This is a genomic window from Streptomyces sp. NPDC058051 (assembly GCF_042885475.1).
Taxonomy (GTDB): Bacteria; Actinomycetota; Actinomycetes; order Streptomycetales; family Streptomycetaceae; genus Streptomyces.
The window spans coordinates 84589-104791 of record NZ_JBHVRW010000017.1 but is presented as its reverse complement, the minus strand read 5'-3'; the positions used below and the strand labels follow the sequence as shown (position 1 = coordinate 104791).

Below are 20203 nucleotides of genomic sequence, written 5' to 3'. Positions count from 1 at the left end.
GTTTGTTTCCGTAGTCTCCAGTCTCCGCCCTTCGGGAGTTCCCCATGTCTGTACGCATCCTCGCCCTCGTCGGCAGCCTCCGCGCCGGCTCGCACAACCGTCAGCTCGCCGAAGCTGCCGCCAAGCACGCCCCCGAGGGCGTCGACATCGAGCTGTACGAGGGCCTGGCCGACGTGCCCTTCTACAACGAGGACATCGACGTCGAGGGCGGCGTCCCGGCCGCTGCCGCCCAGCTGCGTGAGGCGGCCGGCGCCGCCGACGGGTTCCTGCTCTTCTCGCCCGAGTACAACGGCACCATGCCGGCCGTCCTGAAGAACGCCATCGACTGGCTGTCCCGGCCGTTCGGCGCCGGCGCCCTCACCGGAAAGCCGGTCGCCGTCGTCGGCACCGCCTTCGGCCAGTACGGCGGCGTGTGGGCGCAGGACGACGCCCGCAAGTCCGTCGGGATCGCGGGCGGTGCGGTCCTGGAGGACGCCAAGCTCTCCATCCCCGGCTCCGTGACGCGCTTCGCCGAGACGCACCCCGCCGATGACGCCGAGGTCGTCACCGCGCTCACCGAGGTCATCAACCAGGTGACCTCGCAGGCCGCTTCCGAGGCCGCCTGACCTCTCCTGCTCGGCGGCGCGCCGAGGATGCCGCGCCGCCGATGTCAGCCGCCGCCCGCCCCTCTCGCGCCGCCGCTGTCAGCCGCCGGCCCCCCTCGTATCGCCGCCGCTGTCAGCCACCGGCCCCTCGTATCGCCGCCGTCACTCTCAGCCGGCCCACCGTCCGGAGAGGAAGGTCACGGCGAAGACGGTCATCAGGGGGGCCGCGACCGCGAGGTACACGGTTCTGACGCGCGGGTGGCGCAGGCTCCAGGCGGCGAGTCCGGTCCACAGGGGCCACCACAGCAGCGTCGCGCGGGGGACGGACGTGTACCAGTAGGACGTACCCAGGGCCCACAGGCTGAGGCCGATGTACACGGCCCCCGGGCGGGCGTCGCCGGGGGCGGGAGGAAGGGAGGGGTCAGCTGGGCGGGCTGCTCGGGCTCCGCGTGGGCGTGGCCGATGATCCCGGCGCGGTCGATGCCCCCGACGTGGCTGATGAGCCCGGCGTGCCCGTGGTCGCGCTCGTGCTCGTACCGGGAGTCGGGGAGTCCACCGGCGGCGGGCTGGTGTGCGGCGGGGAGGGCTGCGGAGAAGGCCGGGGGAAGGGGGTCGTCGCCGGGACGACGGTGTTCGTACTGTCGGGCAGGAGCGCGGTCACGACCGCGCCCGTGCCGGAGAGGACCAGGCAGGCTCCGACGGCCAGCGCGAGGATCCGGCGCCTGCGTACGCGCTCCACGCGCTCGGTGACGCGGGAGAGCGGAACGGAACGGGCGCGGGACTGCCCGGTGGCTGCGGCTTCCTTGAACAGGGACCGCAGCGGGTCGTGGGCTTCAGGCACAGGTCCCCTCCTCGGTACGCGGATCCCGCAGACGATGCGAGAGCGGTCGAGTCGCATGACGCGCAAGAACCGAGACCGGGAAGCCGAGCGTCAGGAAATACGCGCCGCCGCAGAACGCCTACTGGCCGGGACGCCCCTGCGCTCGCCCGTCGGAAAGCTCACGGGGACCGAGCTGATCGCCGAGTGCGGGCTACGGCGCGACGTCGTCTACGGCGATCACAAGGAGCTCGTGGATGAGTTCCGGGCGCGGGCCAAGGCGCAGAACTTCACTCCGCAGGTCGTCCAGAACATGGCCGACGAGAACATCGTGCTGCGCGAAGCCCTGACGAAGACCAAGGCGGATCTCGCAGCGGAGCGAGACCGGGTTCACGCCCTGGTACGCGCCGCCACCGAGCTGTCGCTGGAGTTGGAGCAGTCCCGCGAAGAACCCGCAGCGGCTCAGCAGGTCACCAGGCTTCCGGGACCGAGAGGAACTGGACGAATTCCCGGCTGAAGCTCGGCACATTCCACGGTGCGGTGAGGATGTGCCGATGTCCACCGCTTCCTGCCCGCGTACCTCGACCAACAGCGCACCCTGCTCGCCACCACACCCCTCGTCCTGCTCCAGCTCGGACATGGCCGCACCGCCCGACCATGACACGAACCGTCACGAGACGTTACCGAGAAAGGCTCGCTGTGCGTCAACATCGCCTCCGCCCCCGAGCTCAATGCCGTCGCCTCTGCTGTGGCCGCGCGCCCTCTGTTGGCGCTGCTGTTGTCAGCCGAACTGCTCAACCGTGCTTTGCAGCGGTATCGCCTCCACGCTGCCACATTTCATAGTTCCCACATTCTGCCGTGATCTCGGCCGCCGCCTGAGCTGCGGTGAAGAAGTCGTCGACCACCGGCGAGATGCGCGATGCCGGCACCGCGAGGCACACCTGGTCGGGCGCCAGATCCGGGACGGGCACATAGATGACGTCCGGATGTGAGTAGAACACGGTCGCCGAACGGGCCAGGAATGAGATGCCCCGGCCGGCCGCGACATGCTCGAGCGTTTCGTCCACCCCGCGCGCCAGGTACCCGGCGTTGGGGTGCGGGTGCCTGGTGGGCTGCGTGCTCGTGTCGGCATGCCAGACCAGCGGCTCACCGGCCAGGTCGGCCTCGGTGACTTCCTCCTTGTCGGCCAATCGGTGGCCGACGGGCAGCACAGCCACCCGTGGCTCGGCGTAGAGCGCGACGACGCGCAGGCCGGCCTCGTCGATGGGCAGCCGCACATAGCCGATGTCGATGCGACCGTCGAGCAGCATCAGGGCCTGGTCGTCCCATTCGATCCGTTGCACGTCCACCAGAACGTCCGGGTGCTGGGTGGCGAACAGTTGTACCGCCGGGGCGACCGCGATGCCTGCCCGGAAGCCGACCGTTATCCGCCGGCTGCCCCGCGCGGCCACGGTCACCCGGCGGCGGGCCGCGTGCGCGGAGGCCAGCAGCGGGACGGCGTCGGTCAGCAGCTGCCTGCCGGCGTCGGTCAGCAACACGCCGTGGCTGTCCCTTGTCAGCAGCGGGGTGCCGAGATCCTTTTCCAGCGCGCGGATCTGCCGGCTGAGTACTGGCTGTGCGATGTGCAACTCATCGGCGGCGCGGCCGAAGTGGAGCTTGTCGGCGACGGCGACGAAGTAGCGCAACTTGCGCAGGTCCAGATCCATGGTGCCCCCCGATCCGGCGATGCCTCCAGGGTATCGCAGCCGCTGAAAGAGGTCTTGGACAGCCACTCAGGCCGATGGCAACCTCAGGAATTGAGCGCCGTCCAGGCTCGTCATCCGACGGCCTCGACCATACAACCGTTGATAACAACGGGGTCGGCATGGCGTCCTGTCCAACTCCAGAAAGCAGCACACCATGAGCAGTATCAGCATCATCGGCCTGGGGGGCGTGGCCCGCGCCATAGGCGCCCGCGCGGTCGAGGGCGGCAACGCCGTCGAGGTCATCGGCCGCGACGCGGGCAAGGCCAAGGACCTGGCCGCCGCGCTCGGCGGCGGCGCCACGGCCGGGACATTCGGCACCACCCCGGCCGGCGACCTCGTCATCCTCGCCGTGCCGTATGCCAGCGCCGTGCCGGTCGTCGCCCAGTACGGGGACGCGCTGGCAGGCAAGGTCGTCATCGACATCTCCAACACCTCCAACGCCGACGCCACCGGGCTGGTCACCCCTGACGGCACTTCCGGCGCGCAGGAGATCGCCAAGGCCGTCCCGGCGAGCGCGTACGTCGTGAAGGCGTTCAATACCGTCTTCGGCCACATCCTGGCCCAGGGCGGCCCGCTGGACGTGCTCTTCGCCGGCGATGACGCGCGGGCCAAGGCGAGCGTGTCGGCCTTCATCGAGAGCCTCGGGCTGCGCCCGCTGGATGCCGGCGGCCTGGAGGTGGCGCGCTGGCTGGAAGGGGCGGGCCTGCTGATGATCAGTCTGGCCCGCCATGGCGTGGGGAATTTCAACTTCTCCCTCGGCGTCAACCGTCCCGGCTGAGCGCGCCCGCACCACCACTTCTCGCGTCACATCACGTCAGTCGATCTAGGGCACGAGAAGAACAGCCCCTCCACCTACCCTCACATGGAGCAGCAGTGCGCGTTTTCGTGACTGGCGGGACCGGCCATTCCGGTTCGTACATCATCCCCGAGCTCGTCGCCGCCGGGCACGAGGTCACCGGCCTGGCCCGATCGGACACGGCCGCGGCGGCGCTGTCCGCGCTCGGCGCGAAGGTGCGCCGCGGCGATCTCGAGGATCTCGACGGGCTCAAGGAGGCGGCTGCGGATTCCGACGGCGTCGTCCACGTCGCGCACCGGCAAGACCTGCTTCCGTCCGGCGGGATGGACGCCGTGGCCGCCGCGGAGCTCCCGATCATGCTCGCGTACGGCGAGGCACTCGCGGGAACCGGAAAGCCGCTCGTCGCGGCGGGGAGCATAGGGTCGCCCGGGAAGCTGGGCCGGCCGGCCACCGAGGAGGACCCGGCCCTTTCCGTCGGTGATGAGCACAAGGGCACCCTCCGGGTTCGCAATGTCGTGGAAGCCGCCGTAATCGGTCTCGCCGAACAGGGAGTGCGCTCTTCGGTGGTGCGGATTGCCAACATCATGCACAGCACGACCGATGCCGGCTTCCTCCCCATGCTGATCGCGCTCGCGAAGGAGAAGGGCTTCGCCGGCTACCCCGGAGACGGCGCGAACCTGTGGAACGCCGTGCACGTCCGCGATGTCGCCTCGTTGTTCCGCTTGGCGCTGGAGAAGGGTCCGGCTGGCAGATATTGGCACGCGGTTGAGGATGGGGGTATCCCGTTCCGCGAGATCGCCGAGGCCATGGGCAGCCGCCTGGGCCTGCCCGCGGTGAGCATTCCCGCGGACGAGCTGATGGTGCCGGGATACTTCGGGTTCCTCGCGAACATCGTCACGCAGAACTACCCGGCGTCCAACCTCATCACCCGCCAGAACCTCGGCTGGGAACCTGCTCAACCCAGCCTGCTCGCCGATCTGGACAACGGCCATTACTTCCCCGCCGGCACCTCAGCCGGCAACAACGATGTGGCGACGCTGGAGAAGTTCGTGACCCGCATGCAAGCCGGTGACCTGAGTGGGGCCCTGGAGATGGTCGACGAGGAGGCGGTCTGGCAGGAGGCCGAGACCCTGCCCTGGTCAGGGCAGTGGCAAGGACCCGACGGGTTCGCACGACTGGAAGGCGCGATCAACACTTCGGCAGAAATGATTATGCGGGACTACGCCGTCATCGAAGCCGGCGAGGTAGTGGAGATGCGGCTCAACCTCGTATTCGTCTCCCGGAAGAGCGGGCGTCGACTGCCGATGGAGGTTGTGGAGCACTACACGGTGCGTGAGGGCAGGATCTACGGCGCGAACGCCTTCTACAAAGACACCCAGGCCGTCAACGACCTGGTCAAGTACGGCTGACCCACGGAACACACAGCACGGTTGCGCGGGGAGTACTCGGCGACGACGCGGTGCCCGCCCGAGAGCTCACGGTGGTACTGGAAGCGGAAGCGGAAGCGGACGAGGCGGACCACCTGGTTTCGCCAGTCGGCCTTGGCCTCCCCGAGCGGGGAGTGCGGTCTTCGGTCGTGCGGATTGCCAACACCGCGCACAGCGAGGAACCCGAACCGCAACGAGTCCGGCAGATGACAAGGATACGGCTCTTCTGGAGGGACGGAATATGACAACTGTGGGATTCATCGGAAGCGGCAACATCGGCAGTACCATCGCGCGGCTCGCCATCGAGGCCGGGCACCAGGTCGTGCTCAGCAACTCGCGCGGTCCCGAAACGCTCGCGGACACGGCCGCGGAACTGGGTCCGCGGGCGTCCGCGGCGACGAGCGGGGAGGCCGCGGCGGCCGGTGACATCGTCGTGGTCACGGTGCCGGTCAAGGCGTTCCCCGACTTGCCCGGCGCGCCACTGGCCGGGAAGACGGTCATCGACACGTGCAACTACGGCCCCGAGCGTGACGGGCACATCCCCGAGCTCGACAGCAAGTCGCTCACCTCGAGCGAGCTGCTGCTGGGTTACATCCCGGACGCCATGCTCGTGAAAGCGTTCAACAACATCTTCTTCAAGCACCTGCTGTCACTCGCCCGCCCGGCGGGGGCGGCCGACCGTTCCTGCCTGCCGATCGCCGGGGACTCCGCGCCGGCGAAGGCGGCGGTGACCGAGTTCATCGAATCCATCGGGTACAGCGTGGTGGACGCGGGACCGCTGGCCGACAGCTGGCGGCAGGCGACGGACACGCCGGTGTGGGGGATCCCGTACGGGCCGACCTCGAACGAGAAGGGCCAGCCGGTCGGCGAGGACGCCATCCGCGCGGCACTGGCCACCGCAATGCGGTAACCGTAAATGGGCGCGGGCCTCGGTAGAGGGCTTCGAGCGGGGCGAGAAGAACACGGATATCGCGAAGGGCCTGCGGGTGAGCCTGCGTTCGGTCGAACGCTGGAGGCGGGCATGGAGAGAGAAGGGCATCGCCGGCCTGCACTGTGCAGGGCCGGCCAAGCACCCGAAGGTGAGCACGGAGCAGTTCGCCGTACTGAAACAGGAGTTGCTGCGCGGGGCGGTGTCCGCCGAACGAGCTCTGGACCCTGTTCCGGGTGAGCGTGCTGACCAGCCGTACGGGCGTGCGAAGGGGTCGCCCGCGTCTCGGGCTGACACCGCTCCGGCAAGCCGGTCGGCCTTCTGTACGGCTTGTCCAGGCTCCGTCACCTCAGCGGTGACCGATGTCGGCAGAGTGGGCAGACCGGCAACATCGGCAGCACGGCCGAGCGCCGCATGAAGTCCCGCAAGGTGTGTGCCGAGCTGGGACGCCTGCGCCGGCGACAGGTCGGTTCCACGAACGTGCTTCCCAGCCGACCAAGGGAACAGGCAGTAGACGTTACCGCCGACCTCGGCGACCGCATCACCCGCCGCCTGACGACCGCTCCCGGCGCATGACGAGGGCGGGGTCCGAAACCCGCCCGCTCCCCAGGAAACCCCGGGTCAGGGCCAGACCAGGCAGTACGCCTGATGTCCCGCGTCATGCAGACGATGGCTGAAATCCTGCCATTCGTGCAGCAGTTGGTAGACGTTGAAGGCGTCGCGCGGGCCGCCGCGGTCCGGGACCGTGGACCAGATGAAGGCCGCGGCACCCACCGACTCCTCGCCGACGCCGCGCAGCGGGTCGACGACCGTCATCGGCAGCTTCACCACCGCGTAGTCGGGGTGCAGTACGACCAGTTCCAGCGGGGGCACCTTGTGCAGGGGTATGCCCTGGATGCCGGTGAGGACCATGGCCGCCACCGTCTCCGGTTTGATCTTGGTGAACATGCCGCCCATGCCCAGTTCGTCGCCGCCGAGCTCCTCGGGGCGCATCGAAATAGGCACACGCGCCGCGGTGGCCCCGTCAGGGGCACCGAAGTACTTGTAGGTCACCCCCACCCGGCCACCACTCCTGCTCCCGGCTCCGACACCCTGCGCACCACCGGCCTGTATGCCCTGTTCGCGTCCGGCCTCGCGCCGATGCCGACCCCGCCGGGCAGGCTCGGGCCCCAGGTCGCCGGCCCCTTCGCCCGCTCCGCCACCGCGATGCATATCTCATCCACCCGACTACTACTTAGGAGACACAGCCCCCGCCGCGCAACCCGATCATCGTGTCAGTGACCTCCCCCACCGGCGTGCGGTGAAACACCTGTCCGCAAGACCGCCCGTGGCTCTGACACCATGGCTGGTGTGAGCTTTCCCTATGACGCCCCAGTTTCGCAGACGCTTTTCGACCGCGCGTCCCTCGTGACGCCCGGCGGCGTGAACTCTCCCGTCCGTGCCTTCCGGGCCGTGGGCGGTACGCCCCGCTTCATGGTGTCCGGTACCGGTCCGTACCTCACCGACGCGGACGGTCGTGAGTATGTCGACCTCGTGTGCTCGTGGGGGCCGATGATTCTCGGCCACTCCCACCCCGAGGTCATCGCCGCAGTTCAGGAGGCTGTCGCCCGCGGCACCTCGTTCGGTACGCCCGGTGAGGGCGAGGTCGCGCTCGCCGAGGAGATCGTGGCCCGGGTCGAGCCCGTGGAGCAGGTGCGGCTGGTGTCTTCCGGCACCGAGGCCACCATGTCCGCGATCCGTCTCGCCCGCGGATTCACCGGCCGCGCCAAGGTGGTGAAGTTCGCCGGCTGCTACCACGGCCACGTCGACGCGCTGCTCGCCTCCGCCGGGTCCGGGGTCGCGACCTTCGGCCTTCCGGACACCCCGGGGGTCACCGGCGCGCAGGCCGGCGACACGATCGTGCTGCCGTACAACGACCTCGACGCCGTGCGGGCGGCGTTCGCCGCGCAGCCCGACGAGATCGCCTGTGTGATCACCGAGGCGTCGCCGGGCAACATGGGCGTCGTCCCGCCGCTGGACGGTTTCAACGCCGGGCTCAAGGAGCTGTGCGCCGCCAACGGAGCGCTCTACGTCTCCGACGAGGTCATGACCGGATTCCGTACCTCGAAGGCCGGCTGGTACGGCATCGACGGGGTGCGGCCCGACCTGATGACCTTCGGCAAAGTCATGGGCGGCGGTTTTCCGGCCGCGGCCTTCGGCGGCCGTGCGGACGTGATGGCGCACCTCGCCCCCGCCGGTCCCGTGTACCAGGCGGGCACCCTGTCCGGCAATCCGGTCGCCACCGCCGCCGGTCTCGCCCAGCTGCGGCTGCTCGACGACGCCGCGTACGCGAAGGTGAACGCGGTCTCCGCGGAGATCCGCGGCCTGGTCGGCGACGCGCTCACGAAGGAGGGCGTGGCACACACCGTGCAGGCGGCGAGCAACATGTTCTCCGTCTTCTTCACCGACCGGCCGGTGCGGAACTACGACGACGCGAAGCAGCAGGAAGCTTTCCGCTTCACCGCCTTCTTCCATGCGCTGCTGTCGCAGGGCGTCTACCTGCCGCCGTCCGCCTTCGAGTCCTGGTTCGTCTCCACCGCCCACGACACGCAGGCCGTCGAACGCATCGCCGCCGCCCTGCCCGCCGCCGCCCGCGCCGCATCGGAGGCCACCGCATGAGCGAGAACGAGAACCGCAAGGACATCACCGTCGTCCACCTGATGCGGCACGGCGAGGTGCACAACCCGGAGGGCGTGCTCTACGGGCGCCGCCCCGGCTACCACCTCTCCGAGCTCGGCCGGCAGATGGCCGACCGGGTCGCCGAGCACCTGGAGGGGCGCGACATCACCCATGTCGTCGCCTCCCCGCTGGAGCGCGCCCAGGAGACGGCCACGCCGATCGCCAAGACGCACAGCCTCGACCTCGCCACCGACGAGCGGCTGATCGAGGCCGCCAACGTCTTCGAGGGCAAGACCTTCGGGGTCGGCGACGGGGCGCTGCGCAAGCCGGACAACTGGAAGCACCTGACGAATCCGTTCCGGCCGTCGTGGGGCGAGCCGTACATCGAGCAGGTCGTACGGATGATGGGCGCCCTGGACGCCGCGCGTGACGCGGCGCGCGGCCATGAGGCGGTGTGCGTCAGCCATCAGCTGCCGATCTGGATCGTGCGCAGCTTCGTGGAGCGGCGGCGGCTGTGGCACGACCCGCGCAAGCGGCAGTGCACGCTGGCGTCCCTGACCAGCTTCACGTACCAGGGCGACAAGATCGTGTCCGTCGGTTACACGGAGCCGGCGCGGGATCTGGTGCCCGCGCACCTGCGGGCCGGGGCGAAGCCGGTGAAGGGGAAGTCGAAGGCGTTCGGCGCCTGAGGGCCGCTCCGCGCGCCCGCACGTCCCCGGGCGCTCCGCGCGCCCGCACGTCCCCGGGCGCTCCGCGCGCCCGCACGTCCCCGGGCCCTCGGCCCTTCCGCGGCCGTCCATGGCCGTGCTGTCCTTGATCGCCGGACGGGCTCGATTCTTTCGCCCGTCCGGCGATCGTGCTTCCGCCACGGGACCGGACTCTCGCAGCCGGGCTGATCGCGCCGTCGGCGGTCGAGCCACGCTCCCGCCGCGCCCGGCTCACTCCGGCGTGCGTCCTGCCGGCGCCCGTGTGCGCACCTGTGTCCGCGCCTGTGTCCGCGTCTGCGTCTGCGTCTGCGTCCGGGGCCGGGGCCGGTCCGGCTGGGATCCGGGGCGGCCGGGGGCCGGGGTCGATTGTGCAAAGAAAATCTGCTGAATCACGGAACCCCCGTGTTGCTTCCGCCATCTAAGCGATTGTCAGTTTGTATAGCTTTAAGGCGAAACGACCGCAGATGGGGCACTCATGCGCGATATCAGCCGGAGAGGTTTGCTCGGAGCCGGGGTCGGGACCGCCGCGGCCATCGGTCTGGCGGGATGCGGTTCCTCCGGCTCGGGCCTGTCGGGGAATACCGGGAACACGGGGGAGAAGGGCGCCGACGGTCACACCCGGGGGACCGGACCCGCGGAGAAGGACGTCCGCGCGATCGGGGACGGTTCCACCGCGGACACCGGGAAGCAGCCGCACCAGCCCTCCGCACCGGTTCCGCTCGAACCCGGTGAGACTCCGCCGCAGTTCGTGATCTTTTCCTGGGACGGGGCCGGCGAGGTCGGCAACGGACTCTTCCCACGCTTTCTCGAACTCGCCAGGGATCATGAAGCGTCGATGACCTTCTTCCTCTCCGGCCTCTATCTGCTGCCCGAGTCGAAGAAGTCCATGTACCGGCCGCCCAACAATCCGATCGGCGCTTCCGACATCGGTTATCTGACCGACGAGCACATCAAGGAGACGCTGAAGTACGTCCGCCAGGCATGGTTCGACGGGCACGAGATCGGCACCCACTTCAACGGGCATTTCTGCGCCGGTTCCGGATCGGTCGCGAACTGGTCGGCCTCCCAGTGGCAGAGCGAAATCGATCAGGCGGTCTCCTTTGTGACCGAATGGCGCACCAACACCGGCTGGAGCGACCTCGATCCGCTGCCTTTCGACTACCGCAAGGAACTGGTCGGCGGACGCGCTCCCTGTCTGCTCGGTCAGGAGAATCTGCTGCCCACGGCGAGCCGGCTCGGCTGGCGCTACGACGCCAGCTCGCCCGGCGGCACCCAGGTGTGGCCCAGCAAACGCCAGGACGTCTGGGACCTGCCGTTGCAGGCCATGCCGTTCCCCGGGCACACCTTCGAAGTCCTTTCGATGGACTACAACATCCTCGCCAACCAGTCGCTGAACTCGACCAAGGGCATGCCCTCGCGCTATCCCGGCTGGCGCCGGCAGGCCGCCGATTCGTATCTCGCCGGCTTCGACCGCGCGTACACGACGAATCGCGCGCCCTTCTACATCGGGAACCACTTCGAGGAGTGGAACGGCGGCATCTATATGGACGCGGTCGAGGAAACGCTCAAGGAAATCGCCGGGAAGCCGGATGTGCGGCTCGTCTCCTTCAAGCAGTTCGTCGACTGGCTCGACGTCCAGAGCCCGGAGGTGCTCGACAAGCTCCGTACACTGGAGGTCGGTCAGGCGCCCGCAGGTGGCTGGAACGCCTTCTTTAAACAGCCCTGACAACGGGCTTTACGGGCACCGAGGGGGGTGCCCGAGATCGCCGAAACCGCCATGCGAAACTTTTCACATGAGCCATGGCCGCGTACGTCGACGCCGCTTCACCCTGATCGCCGCCCCCGCAGCGGCCGTCGCACTCGCACTGACACTGACCGCGTGCGGTGCGGACGGCAACAAGGCCGGCGGCGGTGGCAACACCCACTTCGTGACCGGCAGTGGCGGAATCTCCACCGTGGCCAAGGCCGATCGCACGGCCGCCCCGAAGCTCGACGGCGAGACCCTCGACGGCAAGCAGCTCGACGTCGCCGACCACAAGGGCAAGGTCGTCGTCCTGAACATCTGGGGCTCGTGGTGCGGCCCCTGCCGCCTGGAGGCCCAGTACTTCGCGCGCGTGGCGAAGGAGACGCAGGACAAGGGCGTTCAGTTCATCGGGATCAACACACGGGACAGCGGTAAGGGCCCCGCGATCAACTTCGAGAAGGACTACGGGGTCACCTACCCGAGCCTCTACGACCCGACGGGCAAGCTCATGCTCCGCTTCCCCAAGGGCACGCTGCGCCCGCAGGCCATCCCGTCGACCGTGGTCCTGGACCGGGACGGGAAGATCGCCGCCCGTTCCCTGACCGCGATCGACGCCGACACGCTGCACAAGATGATCGACCCGCTGATCGCGGAGAAGTGATTCCGTGCTCACCCTCGCCGCGTTTTCGGGGCAGAACGAGACCGTGCTGAACGGGGCGCTGCTCGCCGCCCTGCCCCTCGCCGTGCTCGGCGGGCTCGTCTCGTTCTTCTCGCCGTGCGTCCTGCCGCTCGTGCCCGGCTACCTCAGTTACGTCACCGGAGTCAGCGGCACCGATCTGGCGCAGGCCAGGCGGGGGCGCATGGTCGTGGGCGCCTCGCTCTTCGTGCTCGGCTTCACCGCCGTGTTCGTCTCCGGCGGCGCCCTCTTCGGCTTCTTCGGCCAGACCCTCCAGGAGCACAGCGGGACGCTCTCCAAGGCCCTCGGCGTGCTGATGATCCTCATGGGGATCTTCTTCATGGGCCTGATGCCGTGGATGACGCAGCGAGAGTTCCGCATCCACCGGAGACCGGTGACCGGGCTCGCGGGCGCACCGCTGCTCGGCGCCCTCTTCGGGATCGGCTGGACGCCGTGCCTCGGCCCGACGCTCAGCTCGGTGAGCATCCTCGCGATGGACCAGGGCACCGCCGGACGCGGAGCGATACTGACCGTCGCCTACTGCCTCGGGCTCGGCGTGCCCTTCGTGCTCGCCGCGGTCGCCTTCCGCAAGGCGCTCGGCGCGTTCGGCTGGGTCAAGCGCCACTACGCATGGGTCATGCGCATCGGCGGCGTCATGATGATCGCGACCGGGCTGCTCCTGCTGACCGGTCTGTGGGGCAGCATGATGCAGGAATTGCAGGGCTGGTCCGACGGCTTCACGGTGGGGATCTGAGTTCCATGAGCAACACCAAGTCCAACTCCGCCCGGGAGCGCGAGCGCCGCGACGAGCGGGAGATCCGGGACGAGCAGGACCGGGAGAACGCCCGCGAACTCGGCGCGGCGGGCTCCCAGCTCTCCACCGCCCCCCGCGAGGAGAGCGCGGCCTCCCTGCCGGCGATGGGCGTCATCGGCTGGGCCCGCTGGTTCTGGCGGCAGCTCACCTCGATGCGGGTCGCGCTGATCCTGCTCTTCCTGCTGTCGCTCGGCGCCATCCCCGGCTCGCTGATCCCGCAGAACAGCGTGGACGAACTGAAGGTGCAGACCTTCAAGGAGGCCCACACCGCCGTCACGCCGATCTACGAGAAGCTCCAGTTCTTCGACGTCTACAGCTCGGTGTGGTTCTCCGCGATCTACATCCTGCTGTTCATCTCGCTCATCGGCTGCATCGTCCCGCGCACCGGCCAGTTCGTCGGCCAGCTGCGCAGCCGCCCGCCGGGCGCGCCCAAGCGCCTGACCCGGCTGCCCGCGTACACCACCTGGCGCACCGGGGCCGAGCCCGAGCAGGTCCGCGAGGCGGCCCTCGCGATGCTGCGCAAGCGCCGCTACCGCGCGCACACCGAGGGCGACGCGGTCGCCGCGGAGAAGGGCTATCTGCGCGAGGCCGGGAACCTGGTCTTCCACATCGCCCTGATCGTGATGCTGGTGGCGTTCGCCTTCGGGCAGCTCTTCAAGTCCGAAGGCGGCAAGCTGATCGTCGAGGGCGACGGCTTCTCCAACACGCTGACCCAGTACGACGACTTCAAGTCGGGTTCGCTGTTCGACACCGACACGCTCGCCCCGTTCAGCTTCACCCTCGACGATTTCGTCGGTACGTACGAGCGCAGCGGCCCCCAGGTCGGTACGCCCCGTACCTACGAGGCCCATGTGACGTACGCGAAGGGCGCGTACGGCAAGGCCCGCAAGGCCGTGATCAGGGTCAACGAGCCGCTGGTCGTCGACGGCACCAAGGTCTACCTGAACGCGCACGGCTACGCGCCCGTCGTCTCCGTCAAGGACGGCCGGGGCAAGGAGGTCTACCGCAACGCCGTCCCGCTGCTGCCCATCGACAACAACGTCACGTCGACCGGTGCGATCAAGGTGATGGACGGCTACCGCGACAAGAACGGCAAGAAGACCCAGCTGGGCTTCCAGGCGTTCTTCGTGCCGACCTACGCGGGCGACGGCAAGGGCACGATGTTCTCGCAGTTCCCGGCCGCCGACATGCCCGTACTCGCCCTCAACGGCTACTACGGCAGCCTTGGCGTCGACTCCGGCCTGCCGCAGAACGTGTACCAGCTGGACAAGTCCAAGATGAAGGAGTTCAAGGACAGCAAGGGCAAGCAGCTCAAGGAGCGCCTGGCGGTCGGCGACACGATGGAGCTGCCCGACGGCGCCGGCTCGATCACCTTCGAGGGCGTCTCGGAGTGGGCCAGCTTCCAGGTCTCCGAGCAGCCCGCCAGCGGCTGGGCGCTCACCGGAGCCGTCGCCGCGATCGCCGGACTCGCCGGCTCGCTGTTCATCCAGCGGCGCCGCGTCTGGGTGCGGGCCGTGCGCGGTGCGGACGGCGTCACCGTCGTCGAAATGGCGGGTCTCGGCCGCAGCGAGTCCGCGAAGCTCCCCGAGGAGCTGGGCGACCTCGCGGTCATGCTCCATGACGTGGCCCCCAGCGCGCCCGGTCCAGAGCCCGACGGAGCCGGTCCAGAGCCCGGCTCCGAACCCGTCCCCGAACCCGATTCCGAGCCCGGCTCCGAACCCGTCCCCGTTTCCGTCCCCGAACCCGATTCCGACTCCGTCGAAGAATCCGCCGAAGAACCTGCCGAAGGGGCTGAGAAGTGAATCTCGCCGCCGCAACCAACGAGAGCCTGGCGCACACCAGCAATGTGCTGATCTATTCGTCGATGGCCGTCTACACCCTGGCCTTCTTCGCGCACATCGCGGAATGGGTGTTCGGCGGACGCAGCAAGGTCGGCCGCACCGCCGCCGCCCTGACCGGGGCCGAGGGCGCCGCTGCCGGTTCCACGGTGAAGGTGCAGGTCGCGCAGCAGGGCGGCAGCACCGCCGTACTGGAGCGCCCGAAGATCATCACGCGCTCCGCAGCCGGTTCCCGGGACGTTCCGGACGGGCCCGGCGCGGCCGGCGGCACGTTCAAGGGCGACCTCTACGGACGTATCGCGGTCTCCATGACCGTGCTCGCCTTCCTCGTGCAGGCCGGCGGTGTCCTCGCCCGCGCCCTGTCCGTGCGGCGCGCCCCCTGGGGCAACATGTACGAGTTCTCCATCACCTTCTCCACGGTGGCGGTCGCCGCGTACCTGATCCTCCTCCTGCTGAAGAAGAACGTCCGCTGGATGGGGCTGCTCCTGGTCACCACCGTCCTGCTGGACCTCGGCATCGCGACCACGGTGCTCTACACCTCCAGCGACCAGCTGGTGCCCGCACTGCACTCGTACTGGCTGTGGATCCACGTCTCCACCGCCATCATCTGCGGCGCCGTCTTCTACATCGGCGCGGTCGCCACCCTGCTCTACCTCTTCCGCGACAGCTACGAGAGCAAGCTCGCGAACGGGGGGCAGCCCGGCTCGTTCGCCCAGTCCGTGCTCTCCCGGCTGCCCGCCGCCGCGACGCTCGACAAGTTCTCGTACCGCATCAACGCCGCGGTCTTCCCGCTGTGGACCTTCACGATCATCGCGGGCGCCATCTGGGCCGGCGACGCATGGGGCCGGTACTGGGGCTGGGATCCCAAGGAAGTCTGGTCCTTCATCACCTGGGTCGCGTACGCCTGCTACCTGCACGCGCGCGCCACCGCGGGCTGGAAGGGCCGCAAGGCCGCCTACCTGGCACTCATCGCCTTCGGCTGCTGGCTCTTCAACTACTACGGCGTGAACATCTTCGTCACCGGCAAGCACTCCTACGCCGACGTCTGACCCGCGCCCACCCGCAAGGGTGCGGATCCCGGACCACCGGGCCACGCTGGAACCATGACCGACGCGACCCCCGTCATCGAGCGCGGCACCAGCGAAACCCACGGCGACCTGCACACGCTGCGGTTCCTGCTACGGCTGCCCCACCCCGTCCCACGGGTGTGGGCAGCCGTAGCCAGTTCCGAGGGGCTGGTGGGCTGGCTCGCCGCCGCCGACCCGTTCGAACCGCGCATCGGCGGCGCGGTCACGCTGCGCTGGCTGAACACCGACCGGGACGGGCACGCCACCGTCGCCTCCGGCACCGTCACCGCCTGGGACGTCGAGCGGATCGCCGAATACACCCTCGAAAGGCCCCACGGCCTCATCCGCTTCCACCTGGAGCCGCCGCGCGGCGACCATGTGCTGCTCCGTTTCCGGAACGAGTTCCGGGGCGACGACGCGCTGCGGCTGGACTGCCTCGCCGGCTGGCACGACCACTTCCGCTACCTCCTGGACGCGCTCGACGGATACCCCGCCGACTGGTCGAAGTGGACCCCGGTCCGGTGGGCGGGGCTGCGGGAGGAATACGCGGCGTCCGAGCGATGACACGGCCTCACTGAGCGGAGGACGGCGTCAGGCACGCCGGATCCGGGGGCTTGCCCTCCGGCCAGGCGATCGCCACGAACCGCTGACGGGCGTCCTCCGGCGCCAGCTCCACCACCGGCACCGCCTTGTTGTACGGGTTCCCGTGGTTGTCCAGGCAGATCCACCCGCTGGCCCCCGACACCCGCAGCGAGCCCTTCACCCGCGGCCACTGCTCGCCCACATCCCTGAGCTGCGGCAGCCGCTTGCCCTCCGGGGTCGCCTGCCGGATGCCGTGCACCGCCAGCGACATCGCGTCGTACGCGACGATGACCTGCCCGTCGGTCAGATCCCGGTGACCGGCCGGACCGGCCGGGCCCGCGGGCTTCTTCGCCACCGTGGCCAGCAGATCCAGGAACTCCTGGTAGTCCGCCGGGGAACCGCCCGTCGCCGCCGCTCCCTTCCCCTCCGCCGCGGCCCAGGCGTCCGGGTGCGCCAGCGAGGCGTAGCGCACCGTCACCTTGCGGCGCAGCGCCTCCCGGTCGAGCTTCTTGTCGTTGCCCAGGTACGAGCCCTCGTCGCCGGTGAGGACGGTGAACGGGCGGCTCTGGCAGCCCCGGGCCCCGAGCGCGTTGATGAACTGCCGCAACTGGGTGTGGCGCCCGGCGAAGAACACCGTCTCCGCGTCCGTGTCGCAGATGAGGTGCGTGATCTGCTGGAACGTGTTGGCCGTGGTGCCCTCGTCGTTCGGGTCCTCGCGGGACGTGAACAGCGCCGGCTCGTACCGTGTGCCCTTCAGCAGCGAGGTGAAGGCCGCCCGCAGCGTGTCCGTGTAGTGGTCCCCGGTACGGGTGTCCTGCACCAGCAGCGCCTTGTCCGCCTTCACCTGCCCGAAGTGCGCCAGTGCCCGCGCCTCGTCCCGGTTCGTCGGCGACACCCGCGCCAGGCCGGGGAACGGGTCGCCGTCCGGGCCGTTGGCGATGTCGTCGGCGGTGATCGTCGTGCCGACGACGGCGATGTGCGCGGCGGTCAGCTCCCGGACCGCCGACCTGACCGGCGTACTGCTGGTGGCGACCCCGGACACGGCCCGCAGATGGTCCGGGGCGCCGGTCATCGTCTTGAGCTGCCTCACCGTCGGCTGCCACAGCAGGTTGTTCTTCCCCGTGTTGGCGAGCACCAGCCGGATCCCCGGCACCTGCCCGTTCGACAGGTGGTTGGCCCGGTACTGCTCGGCGAACGCGCCCTGCAGTTCGCGCTGCATCTTCGTCTGCATGGCCGCGTCCGTCGACGTCAGCGGCAACAGCAGCGCGACCGTCGCGTACTGGCCGTCCTTCAGCAGGGCGTTCTCCCGGGCGATGGCGGTGGCGACGGCGGTCAGCTTCGGCTGCCCGAAGGCGTAGCCGTCGCCGGAGACCCCGACGCACTCGTCGCTGCCCTGCGGTCGCTCGACCCCCGGCGCGCAGGAGCGGTCCTCGGGGGCGGTGAGCCGGCCGAAGACGTACCAGACGGACGTGACGGCGAGGGCGCCCACCACCACCGCGGTGACGATCCTCTGCCGCGTCGTGTACCAGACGCGGTAGCGCAGCGGATTACGCATCCGGGCCACCGCCCCCGCGCCGCGGCCCGCCGGTGCCCGTGTCCGGTGATCCCGGTGGCGTGGAGAGCGGGCGCCAGGCCCTGATGTCCCGCGGCCAGTGCGTCGCCGCGTCCCACAGCACGCTGTTGCCCGTCGGATGCCTGCCGGACAGTTGTCGCAGTTCGTACGCCATCTTGTCGATCACCTCTTCGTCCGGGAGAGCCAGTGGATCGGACAGCAGCCATACGGCGTGCAGCAGCCGGCGCAACTGCAACTGGAGCTCCATGGCCCGCTCGCCGAGCCCCGCGAGGCCGGTCTCCTCGTCCGGCAGCGATGCGACCGCCTCCTGGCCGAGTGCGATCGCCCGCCGCGGATCGGGGCCGGAGTGGGCGGGCAGACGCGGGTACTGCGCCGACGCGATGAACCGCAGCGAGTCGAGCCACTCCGTGACGTCCCCGTCGGTGAACCGCTGCCGCAGATGCGTCACACAGTTCCTCGTCATGCCGAGCACCAGCTCCTGGTGCAGCCGGTGCGGGACGCTCTCGTAGGGGCCGCCGGGCGCGTACGCCGAGAGCAGCGTCCCGTGCACGGCACGCCACACCGCGTAGTGCGGATGGTCGCCGTCCTGGAACCGCAGCCGGTGCAGCAGCAGCGAACGAAGCAGCGGATCGGCGACGAAGTGCTCCGGGCCGACCGGCCAGTCCTGCGCCCGCAGGATGTCCCGCACCCGCAACGCCACATCGCCCTCCGGGGACCGGCCGCGCAGCCGCCGCGTGGCCAGCAGCCGCGCCGATTCCTCACCGTGCGCGGCGGCCAGCACACTCAGGACGTCGAGCTGCTGCCCCGGCAGCAGCCGCGCCAGCAGTTCGTCCGCCACCCGCACCGGCGCCCGGTCCTCACGCAGCTCCACCATGCGATCCAGCAGCGCCCCCGGTACCAGTGCCCCCGGGGCCGGCGAGCCCGGCCTCGACGCGCCCGGCCACGGCGCACCTGGCCTCGACGTCTCCGGCCGTGGCGTCCCCGTCCCCGGTGTCCCCGTCGGTGGCGTCCCCGACACCAGCGCCTCGCCCGCCGCCTGTGCGAAGAGCGCCACCGCCAGCGGACGGCCGCCCGTCAGCCGGTGCACCCCGCGCGCCAGTCCGGCCGGGGTGCGGCCCACCGGATCATGCCGGTCCAACGCCGCCTGCACATCGGCCGGGCCCAGGGCGGTGAGCTCCACGGCCAGGATCCCGGACGTCACCTCCGTGCCACGGGCCCAGTGCGAACGGTGCGCCACCTCGGGCAGCCGCCTGCGCACCGCATGGCTCAGCCCCTCGTGCTCACGCGCGCGCGAGGAGGCGAACACGGCGATCTGATCGCGCACTCCGGAGGCCCGCTGCCGCAACAGTGGCTCGACGAGCCGCCGGCCCAGCAGTGTGTGCGCGTTGTCCAGCAGCAGTAACGGACGGCCCCGACGGGCGCCCCGCGACAGCCCGCCGTACGCCCGCACCAGATCCGTGACCAGGGCGAGCACCAGATGGTCCTCGGCCCGGCGGCGCAGATCACCGCCGCGTTCGAAGTCGACCGCGAGCTGCCTGAGCCCGATCCTGCCGTTGCCGCCCGCGTGCGGATAGCTCCCGTACCAGTCCGCCGAACGCCGCTGGAACCGGCTGAACGTCTCCTCCAGCACCGTCTCGATCGTGGCCTCGGCGACCATTCCGGCCAGCGGGACCACCGTGTCGAAGGCGCTGGCCGCCAGTTTCGTCAGCACCTTGGTGACCCAGCCGGTGGCCGCGTCCCCCCGGGTGTCGACGGTCGCCAGCACGGGGCCGAGCGACTGGAGGTCGCGTTGTGCCCGTGTCTCGTCCTCCCGGGTCCAGGAGACCGAGGCGACGGCCACCAGCCCGAGGCTCAGCCGGGGAAACTGCACCGGCCGCGCGGCATGCACCCGCGCCGTCAGCTGGGTGGCCAGCTCCGGAAGCGCCCCGGTGACCGGCGTCCAGCCGGGGCCCGGGTCCGCCGGCGGCACGACGGCCTCGCAGTCGACCAGGGCGACCGGGGTGGTCTCCCGGTACAGGTGACGCAGTTGCTTGAGCACGGCCGTCTTGCCCATGCCGCGACCGCCGGTCAGCACGGCGACCGGTGGATCGTCACGGTGCTCGTAGGCGGTCCGGGCGGAGCCGTACGGGGTGAGACCTGTCAGACGCGCCGCCAGCCCGTCGTTGCCGAAGATCGCCTCGCGCCCGTACAGCTCTCTGTCCACAGCACCCCCAGCGCCGATGTAGCAGCAGACCTGTCACAGCGTCA

At 69.9% G+C, this 20203-nt stretch carries 18 protein-coding genes and 3 pseudogenes; 15 read left to right on the top strand and 6 right to left on the bottom strand.

The features are described 5' to 3' along the window. Window positions 1–44 precede the first annotated feature (44 nt). Complete coding sequence (locus ACFVUT_RS25065) at window positions 45–605, top strand: NAD(P)H-dependent oxidoreductase (protein WP_389653995.1); 561 nt, start codon at window positions 45–47, stop codon at window positions 603–605. Window positions 606–752: 147 nt separating this feature from the next. On the opposite strand, the pseudogene ACFVUT_RS25060 reads toward ACFVUT_RS25065, so the two are convergent. After that, window positions 753–971 (bottom strand): annotated as a pseudogene (locus tag ACFVUT_RS25060) (hypothetical protein); the annotation flags it as partial. Between the two features lie 34 nt (window positions 972–1005). Next, entirely contained in the window at window positions 1006–1425 is a 420-nt protein-coding gene (locus ACFVUT_RS25055) for a hypothetical protein (RefSeq protein WP_389653993.1), read from the bottom strand. 55 nt (window positions 1426–1480) lie between these two features. Here ACFVUT_RS25055 and ACFVUT_RS25050 point away from each other — a divergent pair, with 55 nt between their 5' ends. Continuing rightward, window positions 1481–1918: a hypothetical protein gene (locus ACFVUT_RS25050; protein ID WP_389653991.1), complete on the top strand. Its 438-nt coding sequence runs from the start codon at window positions 1481–1483 to the stop codon at window positions 1916–1918. A gap of 277 nt (window positions 1919–2195) precedes the next feature. Here ACFVUT_RS25050 and ACFVUT_RS25045 read toward each other — a convergent pair whose 3' ends face one another. Then, complete coding sequence (locus ACFVUT_RS25045) at window positions 2196–3107, bottom strand: LysR family transcriptional regulator (protein ID WP_389653989.1); 912 nt, start codon at window positions 3105–3107, stop codon at window positions 2196–2198. Between the two features lie 193 nt (window positions 3108–3300). On the opposite strand from ACFVUT_RS25045, the gene ACFVUT_RS25040 reads away from it, so the two are divergent. From ACFVUT_RS25040 to ACFVUT_RS25020, 5 genes and pseudogenes are all read left to right on the top strand, one after another. Further along, a complete protein-coding gene (locus tag ACFVUT_RS25040; protein ID WP_389653987.1) occupies window positions 3301–3924 on the top strand; it encodes an NADPH-dependent F420 reductase in 624 nt (207 codons plus the stop codon). Window positions 3925–4019: 95 nt separating this feature from the next. After that, window positions 4020–4946 (top strand): annotated as a pseudogene (locus ACFVUT_RS25035) (SDR family oxidoreductase); the annotation flags it as partial. A 24-nt stretch (window positions 4947–4970) separates the two neighbouring features. Next, entirely contained in the window at window positions 4971–5351 is a 381-nt protein-coding gene (locus ACFVUT_RS25030; protein ID WP_389654129.1) for a nuclear transport factor 2 family protein, read from the top strand. Further along, the gene (locus ACFVUT_RS25025) at window positions 5275–6279 is read left to right on the top strand and encodes an NADPH-dependent F420 reductase (protein WP_389653985.1); all 1005 of its coding nucleotides are present in this window, start codon (window positions 5275–5277) and stop codon (window positions 6277–6279) included. The genes ACFVUT_RS25030 and ACFVUT_RS25025 overlap by 77 nt, the downstream gene beginning before the upstream one ends. A gap of 46 nt (window positions 6280–6325) precedes the next feature. Next, window positions 6326–6715 (top strand): annotated as a pseudogene (locus tag ACFVUT_RS25020) (helix-turn-helix domain-containing protein); the annotation flags it as partial. Between the two features lie 203 nt (window positions 6716–6918). On the opposite strand, the gene ACFVUT_RS25015 reads toward ACFVUT_RS25020, so the two are convergent. Then, entirely contained in the window at window positions 6919–7509 is a 591-nt protein-coding gene (locus ACFVUT_RS25015) for a hypothetical protein (protein WP_389653983.1), read from the bottom strand. Between the two features lie 129 nt (window positions 7510–7638). Here ACFVUT_RS25015 and hemL point away from each other — a divergent pair, with 129 nt between their 5' ends. The 8 genes from hemL to ACFVUT_RS24975 all read left to right on the top strand — a co-directional run bounded on the left by hemL (window position 7639) and on the right by ACFVUT_RS24975 (window position 16365). Then, window positions 7639–8955 (top strand): glutamate-1-semialdehyde 2,1-aminomutase, encoded by a 1317-nt coding sequence (hemL, locus tag ACFVUT_RS25010; RefSeq protein WP_389653981.1) that lies wholly within the window; start codon window positions 7639–7641, stop codon window positions 8953–8955. Continuing rightward, window positions 8952–9644 (top strand): histidine phosphatase family protein, encoded by a 693-nt coding sequence (locus ACFVUT_RS25005; protein WP_389653979.1) that lies wholly within the window; start codon window positions 8952–8954, stop codon window positions 9642–9644. The genes hemL and ACFVUT_RS25005 overlap by 4 nt, the downstream gene beginning before the upstream one ends. Window positions 9645–10137: 493 nt before the next feature. After that, the gene (locus tag ACFVUT_RS25000) at window positions 10138–11388 is read left to right on the top strand and encodes a hypothetical protein (RefSeq protein ID WP_389653977.1); all 1251 of its coding nucleotides are present in this window, start codon (window positions 10138–10140) and stop codon (window positions 11386–11388) included. Window positions 11389–11455: 67 nt separating this feature from the next. Continuing rightward, the gene (locus tag ACFVUT_RS24995; protein ID WP_389653975.1) at window positions 11456–12067 is read left to right on the top strand and encodes a TlpA family protein disulfide reductase; all 612 of its coding nucleotides are present in this window, start codon (window positions 11456–11458) and stop codon (window positions 12065–12067) included. 4 nt (window positions 12068–12071) lie between these two features. Continuing rightward, complete coding sequence (locus ACFVUT_RS24990) at window positions 12072–12836, top strand: cytochrome c biogenesis CcdA family protein (RefSeq protein ID WP_389653973.1); 765 nt, start codon at window positions 12072–12074, stop codon at window positions 12834–12836. A gap of 5 nt (window positions 12837–12841) precedes the next feature. Beyond that, a complete protein-coding gene (locus ACFVUT_RS24985; RefSeq protein ID WP_389653971.1) occupies window positions 12842–14698 on the top strand; it encodes a cytochrome c biogenesis protein ResB in 1857 nt (618 codons plus the stop codon). Continuing rightward, on the top strand, window positions 14695–15783 hold the full coding sequence (gene ccsB / locus ACFVUT_RS24980; RefSeq protein ID WP_389653969.1) for a c-type cytochrome biogenesis protein CcsB: 1089 nt from the start codon (window positions 14695–14697) through the stop codon (window positions 15781–15783). Before ACFVUT_RS24985 ends, ccsB begins: the two co-directional genes overlap by 4 nt. A 54-nt stretch (window positions 15784–15837) precedes the next feature. Continuing rightward, window positions 15838–16365, top strand: coding sequence for an SRPBCC domain-containing protein (locus tag ACFVUT_RS24975; RefSeq protein ID WP_389653967.1), 528 nt, complete (start codon window positions 15838–15840; stop codon window positions 16363–16365). Between the two features lie 7 nt (window positions 16366–16372). Here ACFVUT_RS24975 and ACFVUT_RS24970 read toward each other — a convergent pair whose 3' ends face one another. Beyond that, window positions 16373–17938: a hypothetical protein gene (locus ACFVUT_RS24970; RefSeq protein ID WP_389653966.1), complete on the bottom strand. Its 1566-nt coding sequence runs from the start codon at window positions 17936–17938 to the stop codon at window positions 16373–16375. Beyond that, the gene (locus tag ACFVUT_RS24965) at window positions 17931–20159 is read right to left on the bottom strand and encodes a hypothetical protein (protein WP_389653964.1); all 2229 of its coding nucleotides are present in this window, start codon (window positions 20157–20159) and stop codon (window positions 17931–17933) included. The genes ACFVUT_RS24970 and ACFVUT_RS24965 overlap by 8 nt, the downstream gene beginning before the upstream one ends. Between the last annotated feature and the right edge of the window lie 44 nt (window positions 20160–20203).